Source organism: Mycoplana ramosa (assembly GCF_041930185.1).
GTDB classification, from domain to species: Bacteria; Pseudomonadota; Alphaproteobacteria; order Rhizobiales; family Rhizobiaceae; genus Mycoplana; species Mycoplana ramosa.
The window spans coordinates 41,364-63,005 of the sequence record NZ_JBHEEW010000012.1; the positions used below are offsets into that span (position 1 = coordinate 41,364).

20 protein-coding genes are annotated in these 21,642 nt (G+C 65.9%); 10 read left to right on the forward strand and 10 right to left on the reverse strand.

Annotated elements, in window-relative coordinates; translation table 11 throughout:
* Positions 1–66 precede the first annotated feature (66 nt).
* Entirely contained in the window at positions 67–510 is a 444-nt protein-coding gene (locus tag JNC62_RS15660; protein WP_374839949.1) for a BA14K family protein, read from the reverse strand.
* Positions 511–782: 272 nt separating this feature from the next.
* On the opposite strand from JNC62_RS15660, the gene JNC62_RS15665 reads away from it, so the two are divergent.
* On the forward strand, positions 783–2,480 hold the full coding sequence (locus tag JNC62_RS15665) for a long-chain-fatty-acid--CoA ligase (protein ID WP_374839950.1): 1,698 nt from the start codon (positions 783–785) through the stop codon (positions 2,478–2,480).
* A 149-nt stretch (positions 2,481–2,629) separates the two neighbouring features.
* Entirely contained in the window at positions 2,630–4,258 is a 1,629-nt protein-coding gene (gene pgi, locus JNC62_RS15670; protein WP_374839951.1) for a glucose-6-phosphate isomerase, read from the forward strand.
* 188 nt (positions 4,259–4,446) lie between these two features.
* Here the strand turns inward: pgi and JNC62_RS15675 are convergent, their stop codons facing one another.
* The 3 genes from JNC62_RS15675 to JNC62_RS15685 form a co-directional block, all read right to left on the reverse strand.
* A complete protein-coding gene (locus tag JNC62_RS15675; RefSeq protein ID WP_374839952.1) occupies positions 4,447–5,373 on the reverse strand; it encodes a carbohydrate kinase family protein in 927 nt (308 codons plus the stop codon).
* Between the two features lie 75 nt (positions 5,374–5,448).
* Entirely contained in the window at positions 5,449–6,147 is a 699-nt protein-coding gene (locus tag JNC62_RS15680; RefSeq protein WP_374839953.1) for an orotate phosphoribosyltransferase, read from the reverse strand.
* A gap of 146 nt (positions 6,148–6,293) precedes the next feature.
* Positions 6,294–6,734: a DoxX family protein gene (locus tag JNC62_RS15685; RefSeq protein ID WP_374839954.1), complete on the reverse strand. Its 441-nt coding sequence runs from the start codon at positions 6,732–6,734 to the stop codon at positions 6,294–6,296.
* A 243-nt stretch (positions 6,735–6,977) separates the two neighbouring features.
* Between JNC62_RS15685 and JNC62_RS15690 the strand changes: the two genes are divergently transcribed.
* Positions 6,978–7,682: a Crp/Fnr family transcriptional regulator gene (locus tag JNC62_RS15690; RefSeq protein WP_374839955.1), complete on the forward strand. Its 705-nt coding sequence runs from the start codon at positions 6,978–6,980 to the stop codon at positions 7,680–7,682.
* A gap of 5 nt (positions 7,683–7,687) precedes the next feature.
* Positions 7,688–9,553 (forward strand): CHASE2 domain-containing protein, encoded by a 1,866-nt coding sequence (locus tag JNC62_RS15695; RefSeq protein ID WP_374839956.1) that lies wholly within the window; start codon positions 7,688–7,690, stop codon positions 9,551–9,553.
* A gap of 100 nt (positions 9,554–9,653) precedes the next feature.
* Here JNC62_RS15695 and JNC62_RS15700 read toward each other — a convergent pair whose 3' ends face one another.
* The 4 genes from JNC62_RS15700 to pxpB all read right to left on the reverse strand — a co-directional run bounded on the left by JNC62_RS15700 (position 9,654) and on the right by pxpB (position 13,159).
* Complete coding sequence (locus JNC62_RS15700; RefSeq protein WP_374839957.1) at positions 9,654–10,292, reverse strand: FecR domain-containing protein; 639 nt, start codon at positions 10,290–10,292, stop codon at positions 9,654–9,656.
* Between the two features lie 152 nt (positions 10,293–10,444).
* Positions 10,445–11,479, reverse strand: a complete 1,035-nt coding sequence (locus JNC62_RS15705; protein ID WP_374839958.1) for a proline racemase family protein — start codon at positions 11,477–11,479, stop codon at positions 10,445–10,447.
* A gap of 4 nt (positions 11,480–11,483) precedes the next feature.
* Entirely contained in the window at positions 11,484–12,494 is a 1,011-nt protein-coding gene (locus JNC62_RS15710) for a 5-oxoprolinase subunit C family protein (RefSeq protein ID WP_374839959.1), read from the reverse strand.
* Entirely contained in the window at positions 12,491–13,159 is a 669-nt protein-coding gene (gene pxpB, locus JNC62_RS15715) for a 5-oxoprolinase subunit PxpB (protein ID WP_374839960.1), read from the reverse strand. Before pxpB ends, JNC62_RS15710 begins: the two co-directional genes overlap by 4 nt.
* A 180-nt stretch (positions 13,160–13,339) precedes the next feature.
* On the opposite strand from pxpB, the gene JNC62_RS15720 reads away from it, so the two are divergent.
* The 5 genes from JNC62_RS15720 (at position 13,340) to JNC62_RS15740 (ending at position 17,229) form a co-directional block, all read left to right on the forward strand.
* A complete protein-coding gene (locus JNC62_RS15720; protein WP_374839961.1) occupies positions 13,340–14,110 on the forward strand; it encodes a LamB/YcsF family protein in 771 nt (256 codons plus the stop codon).
* A gap of 16 nt (positions 14,111–14,126) precedes the next feature.
* Entirely contained in the window at positions 14,127–14,576 is a 450-nt protein-coding gene (accB, locus tag JNC62_RS15725) for an acetyl-CoA carboxylase biotin carboxyl carrier protein (protein ID WP_374839962.1), read from the forward strand.
* 46 nt (positions 14,577–14,622) lie between these two features.
* Positions 14,623–15,996: an acetyl-CoA carboxylase biotin carboxylase subunit gene (accC, locus tag JNC62_RS15730; protein WP_374839963.1), complete on the forward strand. Its 1,374-nt coding sequence runs from the start codon at positions 14,623–14,625 to the stop codon at positions 15,994–15,996.
* Positions 15,993–16,382, forward strand: a complete 390-nt coding sequence (locus tag JNC62_RS15735; RefSeq protein ID WP_374839964.1) for a hypothetical protein — start codon at positions 15,993–15,995, stop codon at positions 16,380–16,382. The genes accC and JNC62_RS15735 overlap by 4 nt, the downstream gene beginning before the upstream one ends.
* Before the next feature lie 208 nt (positions 16,383–16,590).
* Complete coding sequence (locus tag JNC62_RS15740) at positions 16,591–17,229, forward strand: DUF1236 domain-containing protein (RefSeq protein ID WP_374839965.1); 639 nt, start codon at positions 16,591–16,593, stop codon at positions 17,227–17,229.
* A gap of 85 nt (positions 17,230–17,314) precedes the next feature.
* Here JNC62_RS15740 and JNC62_RS15745 read toward each other — a convergent pair whose 3' ends face one another.
* Complete coding sequence (locus tag JNC62_RS15745; protein WP_374839966.1) at positions 17,315–17,983, reverse strand: phosphoribosyltransferase; 669 nt, start codon at positions 17,981–17,983, stop codon at positions 17,315–17,317.
* Between the two features lie 232 nt (positions 17,984–18,215).
* On the opposite strand from JNC62_RS15745, the gene JNC62_RS15750 reads away from it, so the two are divergent.
* Entirely contained in the window at positions 18,216–20,543 is a 2,328-nt protein-coding gene (locus tag JNC62_RS15750) for a methyl-accepting chemotaxis protein (protein ID WP_374839967.1), read from the forward strand.
* 101 nt (positions 20,544–20,644) lie between these two features.
* Here JNC62_RS15750 and JNC62_RS15755 read toward each other — a convergent pair whose 3' ends face one another.
* The gene (locus JNC62_RS15755) at positions 20,645–21,589 is read right to left on the reverse strand and encodes a nucleoside hydrolase (protein ID WP_374839968.1); all 945 of its coding nucleotides are present in this window, start codon (positions 21,587–21,589) and stop codon (positions 20,645–20,647) included.
* Between the last annotated feature and the right edge of the window lie 53 nt (positions 21,590–21,642).

A 21,642-nucleotide genomic window follows, 5' to 3' on the forward strand; every position in this document is an offset into this window, starting at 1 on the left:
CTGCCACTCGAAAGCATTGCGTGAGCGAGCTTTAGTCCGGTGCGATCATGGGTCCGCTGTGCGCGCCTACTGCGGCACGCACGGGACGCGTGGGCCGCCGGCCCTCGGCAGGTAGGTGTTGTCCGAGAGCCGGTAGCTCCGGTAGCGGTTGGCGCACCATTGCTCGGCGGTCATGCCATAGATGGGCGCGCCCGGCCCCACTGTCACGTCGCCGAGCAACTCTCCGGTGGTAAACGCGGACCGCGGATACCAGTAACCATCCTTATAACGAAAGTACCCGTCCCGATAGAACCGGCTGCCAAGGAATCCGCGATGGTAGCGCCCACCGCCGCGCAACGTGTCGACGGGATCCCCGCCTCGGCCGAGCGCATCCACCGGGTCGCCGCCCCCCAGCAGGGTGGCGTCGTTGGAGGAGCGCAACGCATCGATCGCCCCGGCTGGGGCCGGCGCGGCGAAGGCGAGACATCCACCGATGGCGGCTGCGGACAGGATGGCGAACAGTTTATCCATTGCTCTCTGCCTCCCCTTCATATGTCATTCTCTCACCCTCACCGGCACATTTCCAGCTGCTTGGCGACGGCACCGATCCTGTCGGCATGACATGATTGCACCGGGTCCTTGTCCTGGGTGTGACCCGTGCTGACGCTTGCGGCAATGCTCGCTGGCGATTGTGCTTGAAGCCACGGATCAAAGGCATCATGCTCGTTGCATCGGATGGTAGGGGATGCGATTCCGGTGCAGATTCCGGCCAATGCAGTCGAGACGAGGGAGGACGCGCGCTCATGTCAGCAACCAGGGACCAGGCCGCCACCGCCCCGAACAAGGTCTGGCTCGCCTCCTACCCTCCGGGAACCCCTGCCGAGATCCCGCCACTGGCGTATCAATCGATCGGCGCGGCCCTTGTGCACCATTGCGGGACGTATGCCGACCATCCGGCCTTCACCAGCATGGGCAAGTCGATCAGCTTTCGCGAGCTGGAGGCGCAGTCGGCCGGAATCGGGGCGTGGCTGCAGTCACGCGGCTTGGCCAAGGGCGATCGCGTCGCCGTCATGATGCCGAACATCCTGCAAAACCCGGTGGTGGTCTACGGCATTCTGCGCGCCGGCTACACGGTGGTGAACGTCAACCCGCTCTACACGCCGCGGGAACTGGAGCACCAGTTGAACGATGCCGGCGCCAAGGTGCTGTTCACGCTGGAGAACTTTGCCCATACGGTTCAGAAGGTGGTCGCGCGCACCCATGTCAGGGACATTGTGGTCTGCAGCGTGGGCGACATGCTGGGTGTGAAGGGCCTGATCGTCAATTTTGTCGTGCGCAAGATGAAAAAGCTCGTCCCCGCCTGGTCACTGCCCGGCCATCATGCCTTCAGGAGGGTGCTGGCCAAAGGCGGTGGCCTGAAGCTCACCGACCTGAAGGTGCAACTGAACGACATCGCCTTCCTGCAGTACACCGGCGGCACCACGGGCGTTTCGAAAGGGGCCATGCTGACCCATGCGAACCTGCTGTCGAACATGGAGCAGATGGGCATCTGGCTGGAGACCGCCTTTATCGGCAAGCAGCGGCCGGAGCGGCTGGTGTTCCTGTGCGCGCTGCCGCTCTATCATATCTTCGCGCTGACGGTGAATTCGCTGGCCGGGCTGCTGACGGGGGCGAACAACATCCTGATCGCCAATCCGCGCGACATCCCTTCCCTGGTAAAAGAGATGGCCACCTACAAACCCAATGTCTTTCCCGGCCTCAACACGCTGTTCAACGCGCTGATGAACAATGCGGGGTTCCGCAAACTCGACTTTTCCGACCTGGCGCTCACCTTCGGCGGCGGCATGACCGTGCAGCGACCGGTCGCCGAGCGTTGGCACAAGATGACCGGCTGCCCGATCGCCGAGGGCTACGGCCTTTCGGAGACCTCCCCGGTCGCGACGGCCAACCGTCTCGACTCCGCCGAGTTCACCGGCACGATCGGCATGCCGCTCCCCTCGACCGAAGTCGACATTCGCGACGACGCGGGCAACTCGCTGCCGCTCGGCGAGCTCGGCGAGATCTGCATCCGCGGCCCGCAGGTGATGGCGGGGTACTGGAACCGGCCGGAAGAGACCGCCAAGGTCATGACCGCGGACGGCTATTTCCGCACCGGCGATATCGGTTTCATGAACGACAAGGGCCTGATCAAGATCGTCGACCGCAAGAAGGACATGATCCTTGTTTCCGGTTTCAACGTCTTTCCCAACGAGGTGGAAGAGGTGGCGATGACCCATCCCGGCATCGTTGAATGCGCGGCGATCGGCGTGCCGGACGAGCATTCCGGCGAGGCGGTCAAGCTCTTCGTCGTCAAGCGGGATCCGGAGCTGACGGAAGCGGATGTGAAGGCCTATTGCGCGGCGAACCTCACCAACTACAAGCGGCCGCGCTATGTCGAATTTCGCAACGAACTGCCGAAATCGAACGTCGGCAAGATCCTGCGAAAGGATCTTCGGACGTAAAGTGCCACCACTTTTGAAATAAATCGATTTAATCTTTCCACGTAAAAGCCGGCCGCTTCCGCGTGAAAGCGGCGCAATGCCCTTGATTCCAGCCGTTCAAAACGACTAGCTAGCGCTCGTCAGCCATAAGCGATGCAGGGAGCCCGACCATGAACGCGCTTGTCGAGACGCTGAAAACCACCGTTGCGGAAACCGGTGCCACGGACATCCGTGCCGCCTTCGCCGCGGACCCGCAACGCTTCGCCCGCTTCAGCGTCGCGCTCGACGATTTCCTCTTCGACTATTCAAAATGCGCGGTGAACGATCGCGTGCTGGACGGTCTCGAGGCGCTGGCAAGGCAGGCCGGCGTCGAGAGGAAGCGCGAGGCGATGTTCGCCGGCGAAAAGATCAACATCACCGAGGACCGCGCCGTCCTGCACACGGCCCTTCGCAACCGCGCCAACAGCCCGGTTCTGGTCGACGGCAAGGACGTCATGCCGGAGGTCAACGCGGTGATCGAGGCGATGGGCGCCTTTTGCGACGGCATCCGCTCCGGCGCGATCACCGGCGCGACCGGCAGGAAGATCACCGACGTCGTCAACATCGGCATCGGCGGCTCCGATCTCGGCCCGGCGATGGCGACGCTGGCGCTCAGCCCCTATCACGACGGGCCGCGCCTGCATTTCGTCTCGAACGTCGACGGCGCCCACATCGCCGACACGCTGAAGATCCTCGACGCCGAGACCACCCTCTTCATCGTCGCCTCGAAGACCTTCACCACGATCGAGACGATGACCAATGCCGAAACGGCGCGCGGGTTCATCGTCGACAGGCTCGGCGAAGCCGCCGTCGGCCAGCATTTCTGCGCGGTCTCGACCGCACTCGACAAGGTCGCCGCCTTCGGCATCGGTGCGGAGCGCGTTTTCGGCTTCTGGGACTGGGTCGGCGGGCGCTATTCGATCTGGTCGGCGATCGGCCTGCCGCTGATGATCGCGATCGGCAAGGACGATTTCGCCGGATTTCTCGCGGGCGCTCATGCGATCGACAACCATTTTCGCACCGCGCCGATCCGCCGGAACATTCCGATGCTGCTTGGCCTGATCGGCTTCTACCATCGCAACGTGCTGGGCTACCCTTCGCGGGCAATCCTGCCCTACGACCAGCGCCTGTCGCGCTTTCCGGCCTACCTCCAGCAACTCGACATGGAATCGAACGGCAAATCGGTGACGCTGGAGAGCAAGCCGGTCGAGGGCAATACCGGGCCGGTCGTCTGGGGCGAGCCGGGCACCAACGGCCAGCACGCCTTCTACCAACTCATCCATCAGGGGACCGACATCATCCCGACGGAGTTCATGATTGCCGCCAATGGCCATGAGCCGGAGCTCCGTCACCAGCACCAGTTGCTGATGGCCAACTGCCTGGCCCAGTCCGAGGCCTTGATGAAGGGCCGCACGCTTGCCGAAGCCAGGGCGCAGCTGACCGCAAAGGGCATGGACGAGGCGAAGGCCGACAGGATCGCCCCGCATCGCGTCTTTACCGGCAACCGGCCATCGATCACCATGGTCTACGAGGCGCTGACGCCGTTTGCGCTTGGCCGCCTGATCGCGCTTTACGAGCACCGGGTCTTTGTCGAGGGCGTGCTGTTCAACATCAATTCATTCGACCAGTGGGGGGTCGAACTCGGCAAGGAACTGGCGACGGGGCTGTTGCCGGTGATCGAAGGCAAGGAAAGTGCCGCCGGCCACGATTCGTCCACGGCCGGGCTGGTGGCGGCGCTGCTGAAGGCGGCGAAGGCGTAAAGCGCTCGCCCATCCGCCTGCCGGCACCGTCTCCCCGCAGGCGGGGAGAAGGATCGATGCGTCACGAGCCGTGTCTCTGTTTTGCGCCACCAAAACATGTTTTCCCTGTGCGGCTTGCGCCATGCAGCCATCTTCCCTCTCCCCGCTTGCGGGGAAAGGGTCAGGGTGAGGGGCAATGCCGTGGGCTGTTACAGCCCGATCTCGCTCGCCCACGGCGGATTGGCGCCGGCGCGCGACACCGTCACCGCCGCCGCCTTGGCGGCAAGCGCCAACGCATCGCGCAGCGCCTCTTCGGAAAGGGCGGCCACCTGCTGCTTCGTCAAGAGGTCGTTGCGCTTCAGCGACGCCAGGACGCCGGCGTCGAACGTATCGCCGGCGCCGATCGTATCGACGACCGCGACCTTCTCGCCGGGCACGGAGACCTTGAAATCCCGCGTGTAGCCGTCGGCGCCGTCGGCGCCCTTGGTGATTACCACCACCTTCGGCCCGCGTTTCAGCCATTCGGCGGCCAGTTCGTCATGGCTGCCGTGCATGCCGAACCAGTCGAGATCCTCGTCGGAGAACTTGATGATGTCGGACTGCGCGGCCATCCGGTTGATGCGCGCCATATGGGCCTGGTTGTCCTTGATGAAGCCGGGGCGGATGTTCGGGTCGAGCGAGATCACGCGCCTGTCGTGCTCACGCGCCAGCAGCGCCTCGTAGGTGGAACCACACGGCTCGGGGATCAGGCTGATAGCACCGAAATGCAGCGCCTCGCAGTCATCGCCGAGCACGGGCAGGTCTTCGATCGTGATCATCCGGCCGGCGGTGTTCTCGTCATAGAAGGCATAGGTCGCCTGGCCGTTGACGAGCTTGACGAAGGCGACGGTCGTCGGCCGGGAGAGGACCGCGCAAGGACTGTAGTCGACGTTGCTGGCAGCCAGCGTCTTGCGCAGCACGTCGCCCAGCATGTCGTCGGAGAGGCCCGTGAAAAAAGCGGTCGGCACGCCGAGCCGCCCGAGCGCGATCGCCGTGTTGAAGATCGCCCCACCGGCATAGGGGGCATAGGCGTCTTCGCCGAGCGTCGATGTCCGCGGCAGCATGTCGATCAGCGCCTCGCCACAGCACAGGATCATGAGAGCCCTCCTCCGCCTTTGAACCCATTTTCAATCGATTTAATCGAGCGCCACGCAAAATACCAGCGGTTTTGCTCAGGTGGTCGGAAGCGCGTTGACGCCGCCGTGGTCGGCCGACCAGAGCAGCGGTGCGTTGAGAAAGGCTTCGACCGAGGCGAGCGTCGCCTCGTCGAAAAGTTTTTCTGACCGGGCGGCGGCAAGCACATGGCGCCAGGTGGCGATGTGGTGCAGCTTCACCTTTCCGTTGGCGAACCGCGCCTCGGCCTCCGGGAAGATGCCGTAGTAGAACAGAGCCATGCCATGATCGACGACACCGCCGGCCTGGCGGATCGCGTCGATGAAGGTGAACATCGAGCCGCCGGCCGTCGTCAGGTCCTCGATCACCAAGACGCGCGCGCCTTCCGGCATGTGTCCCTCGATCTGCGCGTTGCGGCCGTGGCCCTTCGGCTTCTTGCGGACGTAGATCATCGGCAGGCCGAGGCGGTCGGCAAGCAGCGCGGCAAAGGGAATGCCGGCCGTCTCGCCGCCGGCCACCACGTCGAACTGCTCGAAACCCGCGCCGCGCAGCACGGTGGCGGCGGCAAAGTCCATGGCCGCCGAGCGCACACGCGGATAGGAGATCAGCTTGCGGCAGTCGATATAGACCGGGCTCGCCATGCCCGAGGCCAGCTTGTAGGGCTCCTCGGGCCGGAAGTGGACCGCCTTGATCTCCCACAGCATGCGGGCGAGCAGCTCCGCCATCGTGTCGCGATCCGGAAACGAATTGGAAAACATGACAAGCCTCCTGCTGGTGTTTCCGAGCGAATACCAGCAAGGCGCGGCATTTGCCATACAAACCGGCGATTACAGCGGGCTTCAAAAAACAAAAAACCTCCCCGGTGCGCCGGGGAGGCTTGTGTCGATCCGGAGAAACAGGTGTCTCAGGCGACGGCCGTGGCGGAACCGCGGCGCGCATCGACGGAGAGGGTGCCCGGGCCGAAGGCGGCCAGCACGAGGAAGCCACCGGCAATCGTCAGGTTCTTCATCATCATCAGGCTGTTGAACATGCTGAGCATCATGTTGGCACCGTCCGGGAAGTCCGGAACGTTGATTGGGCTGCCGTGGAAGACGAGCGCGGTGAAGGCACAGAAGGCGGCCAGCAGGTAGGCGGTGATCTTCGTCTGGAAGCCGACGAGGATGAACAGACCGGCGACGAGTTCGAACAGGCCGGCGAGGTAGGCGAGCGCGGTGGCTGCCGGCAGGCCGGCGCCGGCGATCATGCCGGCGGTGCCGGCGGGATCGAGCAGCTTGGGATAGCCAGCCAGGATGAACATGGCCGAAAGCAGGATGCGTCCGACGAGAATGACGACGTTCTGAGGCATGGAGTAAGCTCCTGAAAGGGTTGCAGCGGGACTTCTTGCGGCAATTTTTACCAGAACTTCGCGTTTACACTAGCCCGTCACCAAGTGGACAGTTCGTTCAATATTTGCGCACGATATCCGGCCTGATTCCCAGTTCGCGCGCGCGGCTGCGCCGCTTCAGCCTCCGACTTTTCTGTTGCAACCGAAGGCGGAGTGGAGGAAGAATTCCGCCAAAGATCGCGGGGCTGGGGGGAGCATCGGGGCATGAGCGAAATCAGCAAGAGCACCGCGTTCTGGCGCTCGTTTCCGATCTTCGAGGGCTTCACCAAGGAGACGATCGCCGATGTCGCCGCGATCGCGAGCTATCGCAAATGGAACGCCGGCAACGTGCTGTTCCAGCGCGGCGACGAAGGCAGCTACCTCATCGTCGTCGTCTCCGGCCGCATCAAGATCGCGCTGATCACCCCGCAAGGCAAGGAACTGACGCTGCGCCACCTGGAGGCCGGGTCGATTTTCGGCGAGATGGCGATCCTCGACGGTCAGCCGCGTTCGGCCGACGCCACGGCCATGACCGTCACCGAGGGCTACATCATCAGCAAGCGCGACTTCCTCGAGGTGTTGGAGCGCAATCCCCAAGCCTATCACGCCATCATCCATTATCTCTGCACCAAGCTGCGCGAAACGACCGAGCAGCTCGAAACGATCGCCCTCTACGACCTCGACGCCCGCGTCGCCCGCTTCTTTCTCGCAACGCTTCGCAACATCCACGGCAACGAGCTGCCGGAAAGCGCCAACCTGCAGCTTTCGCTGAGCCAGGCGGAGATCGCCAGCATCGTCGGCGCAAGCCGGCCCAAGATCAACCGCTCGATCCTGACGCTCGAGGAGGCCGGAGCGATTCGCCGCACCGACGGCATCATCTTCTGCCACATCGGCAAGCTGCTCGGCATAGCCGAACCCTTGGACGAGTAGCGGCCTTGGGCGCCGAATTCCGACAGCTGCGCACCACGCCGCTTCTCGTCGGAATTCTGGCCAGCCTGCTCTGCGCCGTCCTAATCTACACCCTCCCCCGCGTTGCGCTCGAAACGCCGCGCGAACTGTTCTTCGACAGGCTGACCCAGTCGGTTCCCGCACCGGAGAGTGACAGGCTGCTCGTGGTCGATATCGACCACGCCTCCTTCCAGTCGGTGGCCGGCGGCGAGTGGTACCGCGCGCATACGGCGGAACTGATATCCGCACTTGCCGCAGCAAAGCCCGTCGCCGTGGCGCTCGACTTCGTCTTCAGCGGCAATTGCGATGCCAGCGATCCGGGAAACCGGGCGTTGGCGGAGGCCGTCGGCAAGGTCCCGGCCGTGCTGGGATTCCTGATCGGTGACCGACCGCTTCCGACACCGACGCCCGTTCCCGAACTGGCCGTGCAAAGGCCGGTGGACATCCCGCCCTCCTGGTTCGTCGACGGAACCGAGGCGTCCTGCCCGATGTTCCAGGATCGCGCCGCCGCCGCGGCGTCGGCGTTTCTCGTCGGCGACGCGGACGCGCTGGTGCGCCGGGTCCAGGCCTATTCGATCATCGACAACACCGCCTATCCGGCCCTGGGCGTCGAGGTGGCGCGCCGCGCCGCCGGCGCGGGGACGCCGGTGCTCGGCGGCACGCCCGCCTGGATCCGGCAGGACACGCGCATCCTGCATCCGGACGAGAGCGGCAGCCTGCGTTTCGTCGCCGCGGATGCCGCGCGCATCGCACGCCGGACGGTGTCTGCCACGGCCGTGTTGCGCGGCACGGTGGCACCGGAACGCCTCGCGGGCAGGGTCGTTCTGATCGGCAGCAGCATGCCGGCGCTCGGGGGCTTGCGGGCCAGCGCCTCGATGCCGCTCGAGCCTTCGGTGCAGATCCACGCCGATCTTGCCACCGCGATCCTGACGGGATTCATCCCGACGCGCGACCAGCGCCTTGTCGGCTGGGAGGCGGCATTTGCGCTGGTGGCGGGGATCGGCATCGCGTTTGCCGTCACGCGGCTGCGGCCAATGCCTGCCGCAGCCCTCGGCCTTGTCCTGCTCGCCGCCACCGTCGCCGCGGCGGCACTGATCTACCGGCAGACGGCCCTCCTTGTCGATGCCGTCAGCATCGTGCTTGCGCTGGGTTCCATTGTGCTGGTGACCGGCATCTTGCAGTTTTCGCACGTGCGCCGCGCCGAGCAGACCGCCCGTCAGCGCTTTGCCCAGTACCTGCCGGAATCCGTCGTCTCCCGCTACGTCGACAACCCGGGCCTGGATCGCGTCGCCGGCGAGGAACGACAGGTCACCGCCGTCTTCACCGACATCGAAGGGTTCTCCGCACTTTCCCACCGCATCGGTCCGCAACGCCTCGTCCCCTTGCTCGACATCTATTTTCGCGAGGTCAACGCGCTGGTCGAGCAGCGAGGCGGCATGGTCAACAAGATCGTCGGCGATGCGGTGACCGCGCTGTTCAACGCGCCCGACGACCTCGACCGCCACGTCGACAAGGCGATCGCGTGCGCCGTCGCGATTCACAGCCTAACCGAAGAGATGCGCCAGCGCCCGCCATTTGCCGCCGTCACCTTCGGCCGGACGCGGATCGGCCTTGAAACGGGCCTGGTGGTGCTCGGCGAGGTCGGTACCGGCGGACGGCTCGACTACACCGCCCATGGCGAGGCGATGAATGTCGCAGCGCGCCTGCAGGACGAAAACAAGGCGCTCGGAACCGACATCTGCATCGGTCCCGCCGCCGCCGCGCAAGCCAGCCGCCCCCTGCGCTCCCTCGGCTTCCGCGAGATCCGCGGGATCGGTTCGATGGAACTCTTCACCCCGGACGCACCGCAATAGCGGCGACTGCCGCCAGTCGTAAACAGGCGTCGTGGCTGCCGCGCCAAGCACGCGCGGTCTTTCAGAACCGCTCGGGCTCGCTTCCTGTTTCGGAAACAGGCTAGCGCACCCCGACGCTTTCATAGGCCTCGCGGATGCGCGCCTCGCCCCATCGCCGCACTGGCCCAGGTGCCGCGCCCGGGGCCGCTATGTCGATGCCCTCGCCTGCGCCGACCCGGCGCGTAACACCGCCGCCGGTGACGTCGACGGCCCCACGTTCGACGAAGACGGCGAAGGCTCCGCGGTTCGGTCCGGCAAAGAACTTGGTGCCGCGCACGCCGATCATGCCGAAGGCGGTGCGCAGGGCGAGATCCAGCTTCGGCGCTCCCTCCGGCCGATCGAAGATCATTCGGCCCGTGCCCAGCTCGATCGTGCCGCCCTGGCCGGCGATAAAACTGTCGACCAGCAGTTGGGTCTGGCTGCCGAGCAGAAGCTTGGTGTCGCTGCCCAGTGTCAGCGCGGCGAAGCTCTGCTCGCCGGTGATGATGAAATCGCGGTCCATGATGTCGGCGCCGGCACGGATCGGGGCGTTCGTGCCGCCGATCTTGCGGCTGACCATGCCGCGCACTTCATCGGCGGCACCGATGACGGCATTGGCCGCAGCGGTCCTGGAGGGGATCGACGCGAGCGCGAGGAGGCTTCCTGCGACGAACTCGCGACGGCCAACCGGCAGCCCGCCCCAACGGTCTCGTTCCTGCATCGCCAACCTCATTACCCGCCCGATCGTGACGGCCCTCACCTCGGAAACGGTTGGGCTGGTCGATTTCTTCGTTCGGCCGCAACCTTTCGAGAAAGGCAGCGGCCGATCATGCTGGTTAGGTCGGGATGCTCATGCGGCTCCACGGCGCACGATCAGAGGATCTCGCCGGCCTGCGGGCCCCAGGTATCGGTCATGGCAAAGCCGTTCGCCAGCGGGTCGGTCGGATCGAGCGCGACCTGGTGGAGGCCGAAGGTCCATCCGCGGCCGGTGATGGTCGGGATGATCGCCTTGCGGCCGGCGACTTCCGTCTCCGCCTGCAGGCCGACCTCGAATTCGGTGCCGATAATCGAGCGGGACTTGAAGGTGTCGCCGACCTTGACCTGGCCGCGGGCATGGAGCGTGGCGAGGTTGGCCGAGTTGCCCGTGCCGCAGGGCGAGCGGTCGACGCGGCCCGGCCACATGGTCGTGGCGGTGCGGATCGTGCCGTCTTCCTCGCGGTCGCGGAACATCACATAGGCGATGCCGTTGATCTCCGGAATTTCCGGATGGACGACGGGCATCGCCTTGTTGATCAGGTCCTTCAGCGCCATGCCGGCGTCGACCAGCTTGCGGGCATTGGCCTTTTCGATCTTCGTGCCGATCTGGTCGACATCGACCAGCGCGTAGAAGATGCCGCCATAGCTGATGTCGAAGCGCACGCGGCCCCAGTGGGGCGTGTCGATCTCGGCGTCGAGCTCGTGGGCGTAGCAGGGCACCATCGTCAGCTTCACCTTCTCGCAGCGGCCGTCGCGGCAGGTCGCCGTCGCCCTGACAAGACCAGCGGCCGTGTCGAGCGTGACGATCGTTTCCGGCTCCTTCATCTCGATGATGCCGCTTTCCAGCAGCGCCGTCGTGATGCAGATCGAGTTGGAGCCGGAGGAAGCGTGCGCCTGGTCGGCCTGCAGGATGATGAAGCCGGCATCGGCTTCCGGGCGCTTGGCCGGCAGCAGCAGATTGACCGAACCGGTCGCCGCCGCGCGCGGCTCGAGGCAAAGCCACCGCCGCAGGCTGTCATCGACCGTGTTGATGTAGTTCAGCTGCTCGGCGATCGTGTTGCCGGGGATCTTCGGCACGCCGCCGATCGCGACCTTGCCGATTTCACCTTCGCAATGAACGTCCAGCAGCTGGATCGTACGTTTCCATCTCATCGTTTCATACTCCACTCATGTGATTGGATGTCTGGCGCCGCTCGCTTTGCCTGTCCTTGCGGGCAAGCGATGCGAGCGTTGCAATGTCGTCGAGTGCGCGGCGCTGGCGAACGAGCGCCGCGACGGCTTCCGCCCTGTCGACCAGCGCGAAGCGCAGCGTCGCGCCGACCGGCGCCTGCGCCAGCCGCCACAGGTCGGCCTCGATGACATTGGCGATCTTCGGATAGCCGCCGCAGGTGTTGGCCTCGGCCAGCTGGATGATCGGCTGTCCCGACGGCGGCACCTGCACCGTGCCCGGCATGATGCCGTGCGAGAACAGCTCGAGCTTCCGGGTCAACGCAAGGTCGGGCCCGCTGAGGCGATAGCCCATGCGATTGGCCTCGTTGGTGACAATCCATGCGGTCGAAAAGAAGGTCTCGAGCGCCGTGTCGGTGAAGGCCAGGTACTCCGCCGACGGCAGGACACGCAGGACGACCGGGCTCTCGGTCGGCGCCCCGCCGTCGCGCAGGGTCGTCGGATCGATGCCGATGCCGCCCTCGGGAAGCGCGCCGCCGACCACGAGCGGCAGCCGGTCGCCGCGATTGAGGCCCCGCCCCTGCCAGCCGCCAAACCCGCTCTTCAGGTCGGTGGCGCGCGAACCGAGCACCTCCGGCACGTTTAGGCCGCCACCCATCGCGAGATAGGCGCGCGCGCCGGCACGCGGCAGGCCGAGCGTCAGCGTTTCGCCGGCCCGCGCCGTCTCCGCCCACCACGACGGCAGCGACCGGTCGCCAAGCGTCACCGGACAGTCCGCTCCCGTGAGGGCGAAGACGGTGTCGCGCAGAAAGCGCAGGCGGAAGGGAAAGAGCGAAACCTCAATGCCGGCCGCATTGGGCGGGTTGCCGATCAGAAGATTGGCGGCCGCCATTGCTGCCGTGTCCATCGCCCCGGACCAGCCGACGCCGACGTCGAGAAACCCGGAGCGGCCAAGGTCCTGGACGCTGTTGACCGCACCGGTCGAAAGGATTTCGATCACAGCTCGATCCTTTCTGCGCGGAAGCGGATCCGGTCTCCCGGTCGGAAGGCGGCCGGCGGATCGCGTGAAGGGTCGAACAGCGCCATCTCCGTCCGCCCGATGATGTGCCAGCCGGAGGGCGCCGTCACCGGCATGATGCCGGCCTGCGCACCGCCGATGATGACCGAGCCGATCTCCACCTTCATGCGCGGCACCGCGCGCCGCGGCATGGCAAGGCTCGGATCGAGCCCGGACAGGTAGACGAAGCCCGGCATGGCGCCGACGGCGGCGACGGAATAGTGGGCCTGCGCGTGCCGCCGCACGACGTCCGCCGGCGTCAGGCCGCAATGCTGCGCCAGGGCGGCAAGGTCCTCGCCCGCGGCACCGCCATAGGCAACCGGCACCTCGATCTCGCGCCCGGCGACGGCGTCGGGGACGATGTTGTGCCAGGCCGCATCAAGCTTGCGCTCCAGCCTCTCCGGCGCGATCGCGACCGGATCGAACACGACCATCAGGTTGTTCATGCCCGGCACGGTCTCGCGAACACCGTCCAGCCGGCGCAGCGCCCTGGCCACCGCCCAGATCCGCTCCTGCGTTGCCGGCGAAAAGACCGTGTTCGCGGCATCGAGCAGAACGGCGCCCGCCCCCTCCATACTGATTACCGGATTTTCGCTTTTGTCGATCAAACGGGGGATCCAATCCGAACGGCGTTGCAGGATTGACGATGACGGCCCTGATATATCAGGTCGGATCGCAATCCAACTGCTTTCATCATGCGTCGGCGAGCGCATCGCATCAACTGCGCTTTGGGCGGGACAGACGGACGAAATCGTCCTAGAAGCAAGTTGGAACGGGAGGAGACGAAAATGACCGACAAGCCCTTGAGCGTCGATCTCAATTCGGACATGGCGGAAGGTTTTGGCGCCTATCGCATGGGAGACGACGACGCCATCCTGCGCGTCGTGACGTCCGCCAACATCGCCTGCGGTTTCCACGGCGGCGACCCGGAAATCATGGCGACCACCTTCGGCCTTGCGCGCGAGCGGGGCGTCGCCGTCGGCGCGCATCCCGGCTTTCCGGACCTTTGGGGCTTCGGCCGGCGCAACATTCCCTTCTCCGCCGGCGAGATCGAACGGCTCGTCGCCTACCAGATCGGCGCGGCCCAGGCGCTTTCGAGCTACGCCGGCCATCCGATCACCCACGTCAAAGCCCATGGCGCGCTCGGCAACCTCACCCAGCAGGACGCCGAGGTCGCGATGGCGGTCAACCGGGCGATCAAGGCCGTCGATCCGAAACTCGTCTGCCTCGTGATCGCGCTCGGACATCAGCAGCGGCAGGCGAACGAGATGGGGCTCGCCACCGCCTCGGAGATCTTTGCCGACAGGGCCTATACCGAGGAGGGCCATCTCGTCCACCGCAGCCAGCCGGGCGCCGTCATCCATGACGCAGCCGAAGCGGCCGCCCGCGTCGTGCGCATGGTGCGTGCCGGCGCGATCGAGACCGTGACCGGCAAGTGGATCGAGACGCCGATCGATTCCATCTGCGTCCACAGCGACACGCCGGCCGCCGTGACGATCGCCCGCACCGTCCGCGATGCGCTCGAGGCGGACGGCATCACCGTGCGCAATTTCCTTTAAGTAGGCGGAGTCGGGGATGGATCTCGAAGTCATCGAACGGCTGATGCAGATGCTGTCGAACTCGGATGTCGAGGAGATGGAGGTGACGGAGGGCAACCTGCGCATCCGGCTCGCGAAGGGCGCGACTGCGCGTAGCAACACTACGCCAGTGGCGAGCAGCCACAACGCATATTCCGCGATCCAGACGGCTGATGCAGCTGAAGCTGCCATCGACAGCAACGTGCACACGATCGTGGCCGGCCTCCCGGGCACCTTTTATCGCGCTCCCGCGCCCGGCACAGCACCGTTCATCAATGCGGGCGACGAGATCCGCGACGGCCAGCAGCTCGCGATCGTCGAGGCCATGAAGATGATGAACCCGGTGGAGGCCGACTGCGACGGCACCGTGCTGGAGATCCTCCTCGACGATGCCGCAGCCGTGCAGGCCGGAACCCCGCTGTTTCGCATCCGCAAGCTGGCCGGCTGACCATGCCCCGCCAATCCACTCGCCCTGATCCCGATTGGATGACGCCATGACCCGGCGTTTCGGTACCGTGCTCATCGCCAACCGGGGCGAAATCGCGCTTCGCATCCTGCGCGCCTGCCGGGAACTCGGCCTCGCCACCGTCGCCGTGCATTCGGAGGCCGACCGTAACCTGCGGCATGTCGAACTCGCCGACCGCTCGATCTGCATCGGCCCCGCGCCCTCGGGCGCAAGTTATCTGGATGCGCACGCGCTGCTGCTCGCCGCCCGCCATGCGGGCGCCGATGCCATCCATCCCGGCTACGGCTTCCTCGCCGAGAACGCGACGTTTGCGCGAATGGTGGAAGATGCCGGCCTCGTCTTCGTCGGTCCGCCGTCGCAGGCGATTGCGCTGATGGGCGACAAGGTCTCGGCGAAGGCGGCGATGCGCGCAGCCAGCGTGCCCTGTGTACCCGGATCAGACGGCGCCCTGCCCGACGACCCGGCCGAAATCCAGGCGCTCGCCGCGGCCACCGGCTATCCGCTGATCGTCAAGGCCGCGGGCGGCGGCGGCGGTCGCGGCATGCGCGTCGTGCGCCGTCCGGAAGATCTTGCGAACGCCGTCGCCGTGACCCGCGAGGAGGCCGGCCGCGCCTTCGGCAACCCGGCGCTCTATCTCGAGCGCTTCCTGGAGCACCCGCGCCACGTGGAGATCCAGGTCCTGGCTGACGCCCACGGCAACGCGGTCTATCTCGGCGAGCGCGACTGCTCGGCCCAGCGCCGACACCAGAAGGTCATCGAGGAGGCACCGGCGCCGGGCATCGACCGGAGCCTGATCGAGGCGATCGGCCGGCGCTGCGCAGAAGCCAGCCTTGCGATCGGCTACCGCGGCGCCGGCACCTTCGAATTTCTCTACCAGGACGGCGAGTTCTTCTTCATCGAGATGAACACCCGCGTCCAGGTGGAGCACCCGGTTACCGAAATGGTCACGGGCATCGACATCGTCGAAGCGCAGCTGCGCATCGCGCAGGGCGAAGCGCTCGGATTTCGGCAGGACGATGTGCGCCTGTCGGGCCACGCGGTCGAATGCCGCGTCAACGCCGAAGACCCGTTCCGCTTCACGCCTTCACCCGGCCGGATCGAACGCTTCGTCGCACCGGGCGGCTTCGGCATCCGCGTCGAAACCCACCTCTATGCCGGCTACGAGGTGCCGCCGCACTACGATTCGCTGGTCGCCAAGATCATCGCCCATGGCGCAACGCGCGAGGAGGCGCTGGTGCGCATGCGGCGGGCGCTCGCGGAAACGACGATCGAGGGCATCCGCACCAACATCCCGCTGCACCTGAAACTGCTCGAGGAGCCTGGCTTTGTCGCCGGCGGCTTCGACATCCACCACCTGGAACGGCTGCTCGAAGGTGGCGCCCTCGGAGGCACGCCGCAATGACCGACGATTTCGCCAGCCGGCTGGAAGAGCTGATGACGCGCTACGGCATCGCCGAGCTCGACATCGAGGAAGGCGGCCTGCGGCTGTGCCTGCGCCATCGCGCCCCCCGTTTTCAGGCGCCGGGTGAGACGGCAGACGCGGGCGCAAAAGCGGCCGCGATCTTTCGCTCGACCGCTTTCGGCACGCTGCACCTGTCGCATCCCGGAAGCGCCGCCGCCCCGCGGGCGCTGCCCCGGACGGTCCGGCGCGGCGAGATCATCGCCTATGTCTCGATCAGTTCGCTGCTGCGCCCGATCCTCGCCCCGCGCGATGCCCTGCTCGTGACGCTGTTGCAGGCGGACGGTGCGGAGATCGGCTATGGCGATCCGCTGTTCAGCGCGGTCTAGGATCGCGATGCGGCGTCCCGATAGGCGCGCCCTGCCCCTCGCCTCGGCACATCGCCGCCGGAGACGTTTCACCCGCCAGCCTCTCGTTTCGGGCCGTTTCCATGACGACGGCTCGTAATTCTCCGCGTCCGGACGTCGGAACCCTATCCACCGGCAGGCGTTTGGCCCTGGTGAAGGGACCGACAGACCCCGTTCGAAGGAGATGATTATGTACAGGATACTCATGGCTGGAGTTGCGCTTGCGTTGGCGGGCGCGACGACCGTCCACGCTGAAGAAAAGAAGAACAACCCCGGGCTCGGCGCCGCCACCGGCGGGGCGGCAGGTGCCTTGACCGGCGCGCTGGTTGGCGGGCCCGTCGGCGCGGCGATCGGCGGCGTGGCCGGCGCGACCCTTGGCGCGGCCGCTTCCGTTCCACCGGCCGCACGCACTTACGTGGTGGAGCACCCGGTCGAACCGGTCGTGCTCGAAGGGCCGGTCACGGCTGAAACCCGCCTTCGGGAAGACGTCGTGCTGACGCCCATCCCCGACCATCCGGACCTCGCCTACGTTTACGTCGATAACCGCCCGGTGATCGTACGAACCCGGGACCGGCGGGTCGTCTATGCGCAGGACGTGCAGACGACGGGCAGCATCGCCCGGGGAGTGCCGCCAGCGACAATCACCTATATCGAGCGCCATCCAGTCGGCCCGGTTGTGCTTGAGGGGCCTGTCGAGACGGGAACCGTCATTCCCGACAACGTCGACCTCGTCGCCGTGCCGGACAGCCCGGACTACAGCTACATCTATGTGGATCAGCGCCCGGTCCTGATCGAGCGCAACACCCGGAAAGTCGTCTGGGTGCGCTGATCGCCCCCATGCGTCGGCGGCCCGCTCCCCGTGTGGCGGGCCGCGCCTGCATGCCTGATTTTGGGGAAACTGACGACGCCGCGCTTCAGGCCTGTCCTGCCTCACCGCTTCCACGCTGCAGCGCCTCGATGACCTCCCCGTCGGAGACCTGCGCAAAGTCGAGGTAGTGCAGCCCCACGGCGCGAAAGTCGCGCGGTTGCTTCAGGCAGACGACACGGTCGACCGACGGCGTCAGGAGCTCGATCGCCTCGGGCGGAGCCACGGGAATGGCCAGCGTGACCGAGCGGACGCCCTGCAGACGGAGCGCTTTCAGTCCGGCGGCCAGCGTGGCCCCGGTCGCCACGCCGTCATCCGCGACGATCACGTCGCGCCCCTCCAACGTCACTGCCGCTTTGCCGCCGAGATAGGCTTTTCGCTGCCGGTCGATCTCGGCGATCTGCCTTGCGACCTCGGCCTCGATATAGGCCCGGGTCGCCCCGCTCGCGCCGACAAGATCGCTGTTGAACACCGTCTCGGGCGCCCCGCAGTGGGCAACTGCGCCGATCGCCACTTCCCGGTTCCACGGGGCACCGATCTTGCGCACGAAGAGGAGGTCGAGTTCGGCCCCGAGCCGGGCGGCGATCTCCGCTCCGACTGCGACGCCGCCGCGCGGAATGGCGAGCACCACCGGCCGCTCGAAGGCTTCGCGCGACAGCAACTCCGCCAGGCTCCGGCCCGCATCGGCTCGATCGACAAACTGATGGAATCCGGACATTCCGGCCCCCACAGAGAGGAAGAGAAACTCACTGGAGTTCAGGAGGTCATCATATCAAATTCGTTAATGTCTTGACGATACTGAAATAGACAGAAGAGCAGCCTCCGCAGGGTCTGGAGCTGTTCCCGGATGCCGGTCGGCATTTGCATTTCTCCATGACGGAGCCACTCCCATTTTGATTGCGTCTGGTCGCCGCGAAACACCGGCGAATGTCTCAACTCGTGAGGATCACATGTTCAACATACAGGCCAAGTCGCTTGCGACGAAGCTGATCGCAGTAACCGGGAGCACCATCGCCATCGTTATGCTGGCGTCGAATTTCGTCCTGATTTCCCAGTCCGAGGACCGGGTGGAAAGGCTGATCCTGAACGAGGCAAACAGCGAGGCACGCGCGATCGCCGCAGACATCGCCGGAGCGGTGGGGGAACTGGCCGGGGCAGCTCGCTCGACAATGGGCATCATCGGCACGGGCCACGAAGCCGGACGGCTCGATCGCAAAAGCGTCATTGATCTCCTGAAGGTCAATGTGGAGCGCAACGACTTTGCCTTTGGCAGCTGGTTCGCCGCGGAGAAAGACATCTTCGACGGCAAGGCAGCCGAATTTGTCGGGAACACCGAGTTCGGTGGCGCCAAGGATGGCACCTTCAATCCCTACTGGACCAAACGCGCGGACGGCATCACCTTCTCCACGTTCGAGTCCGAGTATGACTCCGAATTCTATCAGCTCGCGGCAAGGAGCGGTAAGGGCGCCATGACCGCACCCTACCTGGAAACAGGGACGGGGCAGGCCATTTCCATCGCCTCGATCGCCTATCCGGTCATGTCGAACGGCAAACTGATCGGCGTCGGCGGGATCGATGTCAGGCTTACGACGCTTGCCGAACGCGTCTCCCAGCTCAAGCCCTTCGGCTCGGGCCGCGTTCTGGTCTTGACCCAATCCGGCAAATGGCTGGTTGCCCCGCAACCGGACCTGCTGATGAAAGACTATGAGGGAACCGGCAGCGAGGTCATCAAGGACGCGCTCGCGTCACAGAAGATCGGCCTCATCTCTGACCTCCAGTTCGACAATGGCGCGTCGTTCGACCGGGTCGTCTATCCGGTCGCGCTGCCGGACGTGAATGCAACCTGGGTCGTCCTGGTCGACATCCCGCACACGGTGATCAACGCCCCCGTCAAGGATCAGACCTTCATGATGGTGATCGGCGGCCTGATCGTGCTCGGCGCCGTGCTGGTCGGCCTTTGGGTCGCGGTCCGCCGGTACGTGCAGAAGCCGCTCGCTGGCCTCGTCAGCGATGTCGAGATCCTGAGCCAGGGCGACTACGCCCATCCGGTTTCCGGACAGGAGCGCAGCGACGAAACCGGTGCCGTAGCCAAGGCGCTGGAAGGGTTCCGCCACCAGCTCGCCGACGCCAGGCGCCTGGAGGCCGAAGCCGAGAGCCATCGCCAGATGAGCGAAACCGAGCGCAATCGCTCGGAGGCCGAGCGGCAGGCGGCAAGCACCGTGCAGCGCGACATCGTTGCGCGTCTTGCCGACGGCCTTGCCCGGCTTTCCGCCGGCGAGCTTTGCTATCGCCTAGATGGCGAGTTCCCCGGCGAGTACGCCAAGATCAAGACCGACTTCAACTCCGCCATGGCGAGCCTCGAAGAGACGATCCAGACGGTCAATGCATCGGTCGCCAACATCGGCAACGGCACCAACGAGATCTCCAATGGCGCTGCCGACCTGTCGCACCGGACCGAACAGCAGGCCGCAAGCCTGGAGGAAACTGCAGCCGCCCTCGACGAGCTGACCTCGCAGGTCAATTCGAGCGCCGACAATGCCCGCATCGCCGCGCAGTCGGTCGCCATCGCCAGCGACGATGCCGGCAAGTCGGGCGAGGTCGTGCAGAAGGCGATCGCCGCCATGAAGGGCATCGAGAAGTCGTCTGCCGAAATCTCCAACATCATCGGCGTCATCGACGAGATCGCCTTCCAGACCAACCTCCTGGCGCTCAACGCAGGCGTCGAGGCCGCGCGTGCCGGCGAGGCTGGCAAGGGCTTTGCCGTCGTCGCCCAGGAGGTGCGCGAGCTCGCCCAGCGCTCCGCCAATGCCGCCAAGGAGATCAAGAACCTCATCAACGCCTCGGAAACGCAGGTGCGCGAGGGCGTCAGCCTCGTCGGCAATGCCGGCGACGCGCTGCACAAGATCGCCGACCAGGTCATGCAGATCAACGAGCTGATCCGTCAGATCTCCTCCTCGGCGTCCGAACAGGCCGTCGGCCTGAAGGAGATCAATTCGGCGGTGAACCAGATGGACCAGGTGACCCAGCAGAACGCGGCGATGGTGGAGGAAACCACCGCCGCCAGCGTTGCGCTGAACGAGGAGGCCAAGACGCTGCAGTCGCTCGTCGCCCGCTTCCGCACCGAGCGCGGCCAGCCGGTCGTGGCGCGGCAGCCGCAGCGTCCGGTCCAGGCCGCCGCACAGCCGACGGCGCCGGTCCGCCGCCCTGCCCCCGCCCGCGCGATTCTGCAGGTCTCCGGGAATACGGCGCTCGCCCGGGACGATTGGGAAGAGTTCTGATCCGAACGGCATGACACAAACAGGAACGGCGCCCTCGCGGCGCCGTTTCCATTTTCAGTTCGTGCTGATGTCGTTCGGCAGAAGCCTCTTCCGCAACCGCCTCACAGTCGCGCGACGCGCTCCGTCAGAAGTTCGAAGAACCCGTGCGCGTCGACGTCGCGCATGACCCGGGCGTTGGGCTTGCGGTCGGTGACCTGCCACCAGTCGACAACGGTCATGCCGGCGGTCAACTCCGAAGCGGTCTCGATCTCGACGTTGCAGACCCGACCGTCGAACAGATCGGGACGCAGCAAATAGGCGATCACGGTCGGATCGTGCAGCGGCCCGCCGTCGGAGCCGTACTTCTCGACGTCGAAGCGCTCGAAGAACTCCAGCATCTCCACCAGCGCGATCGCCGGCCGCGACCCGATGGCGCGGATCTTCTCGACCCGGGTGTTGAGCGTCAGCACCTTGTGCGTCACGTCGAGCGGCATCATCACGATCGGGACACCGGCGCGAAACACCATCGCGGCGGCCTCCGGATCGACATAGATGTTGAATTCCGCCGCCGGCGTGATGTTGCCGCCCTCGAAGAAGCCGCCGCCCATCATGACGATCTCGGCAAGCCTACCGGCAATGTCCGGCGCCTTCTGCAGCGCCAGCGCGACGTTCGTCAGCGGCCCGAGCGTGCACAGGGTGATCGTGCCCGCCGGCTCGCTCCGCAGCGTCTCGACGATGTAGTCGACCGCATGCGTGGCCTGCAAGGCCATGGTGGGCTCGTCGAGATCGGGCCCGTCGAGGCCGGTCTTGCCGTGCACGTGCTCGGCGGTAACGAGCGGGCGGCTGAGCGGTGCATCGGCACCGGCAAAGACCTTGACGTCGGTGCGGCCGCACAGCTCGCAGAGGATGCGCGCGTTGCGCGCCGTCAACGACAGCGGCACGTTGCCGGCGACGGTGGTGATGCCGAGAACGTCCAGTTCCTCGGGGCTGCCGAGCGCCAGCATGATGGCCGCCGCATCGTCCTGACCCGGGTCGGTGTCTATGATTATCTTTCTTCGTTGCGACATGGGTCTTCACTTTCTCGAATCATCTGCAGCGCCGTCCTCCCGGCAAGCGGCCG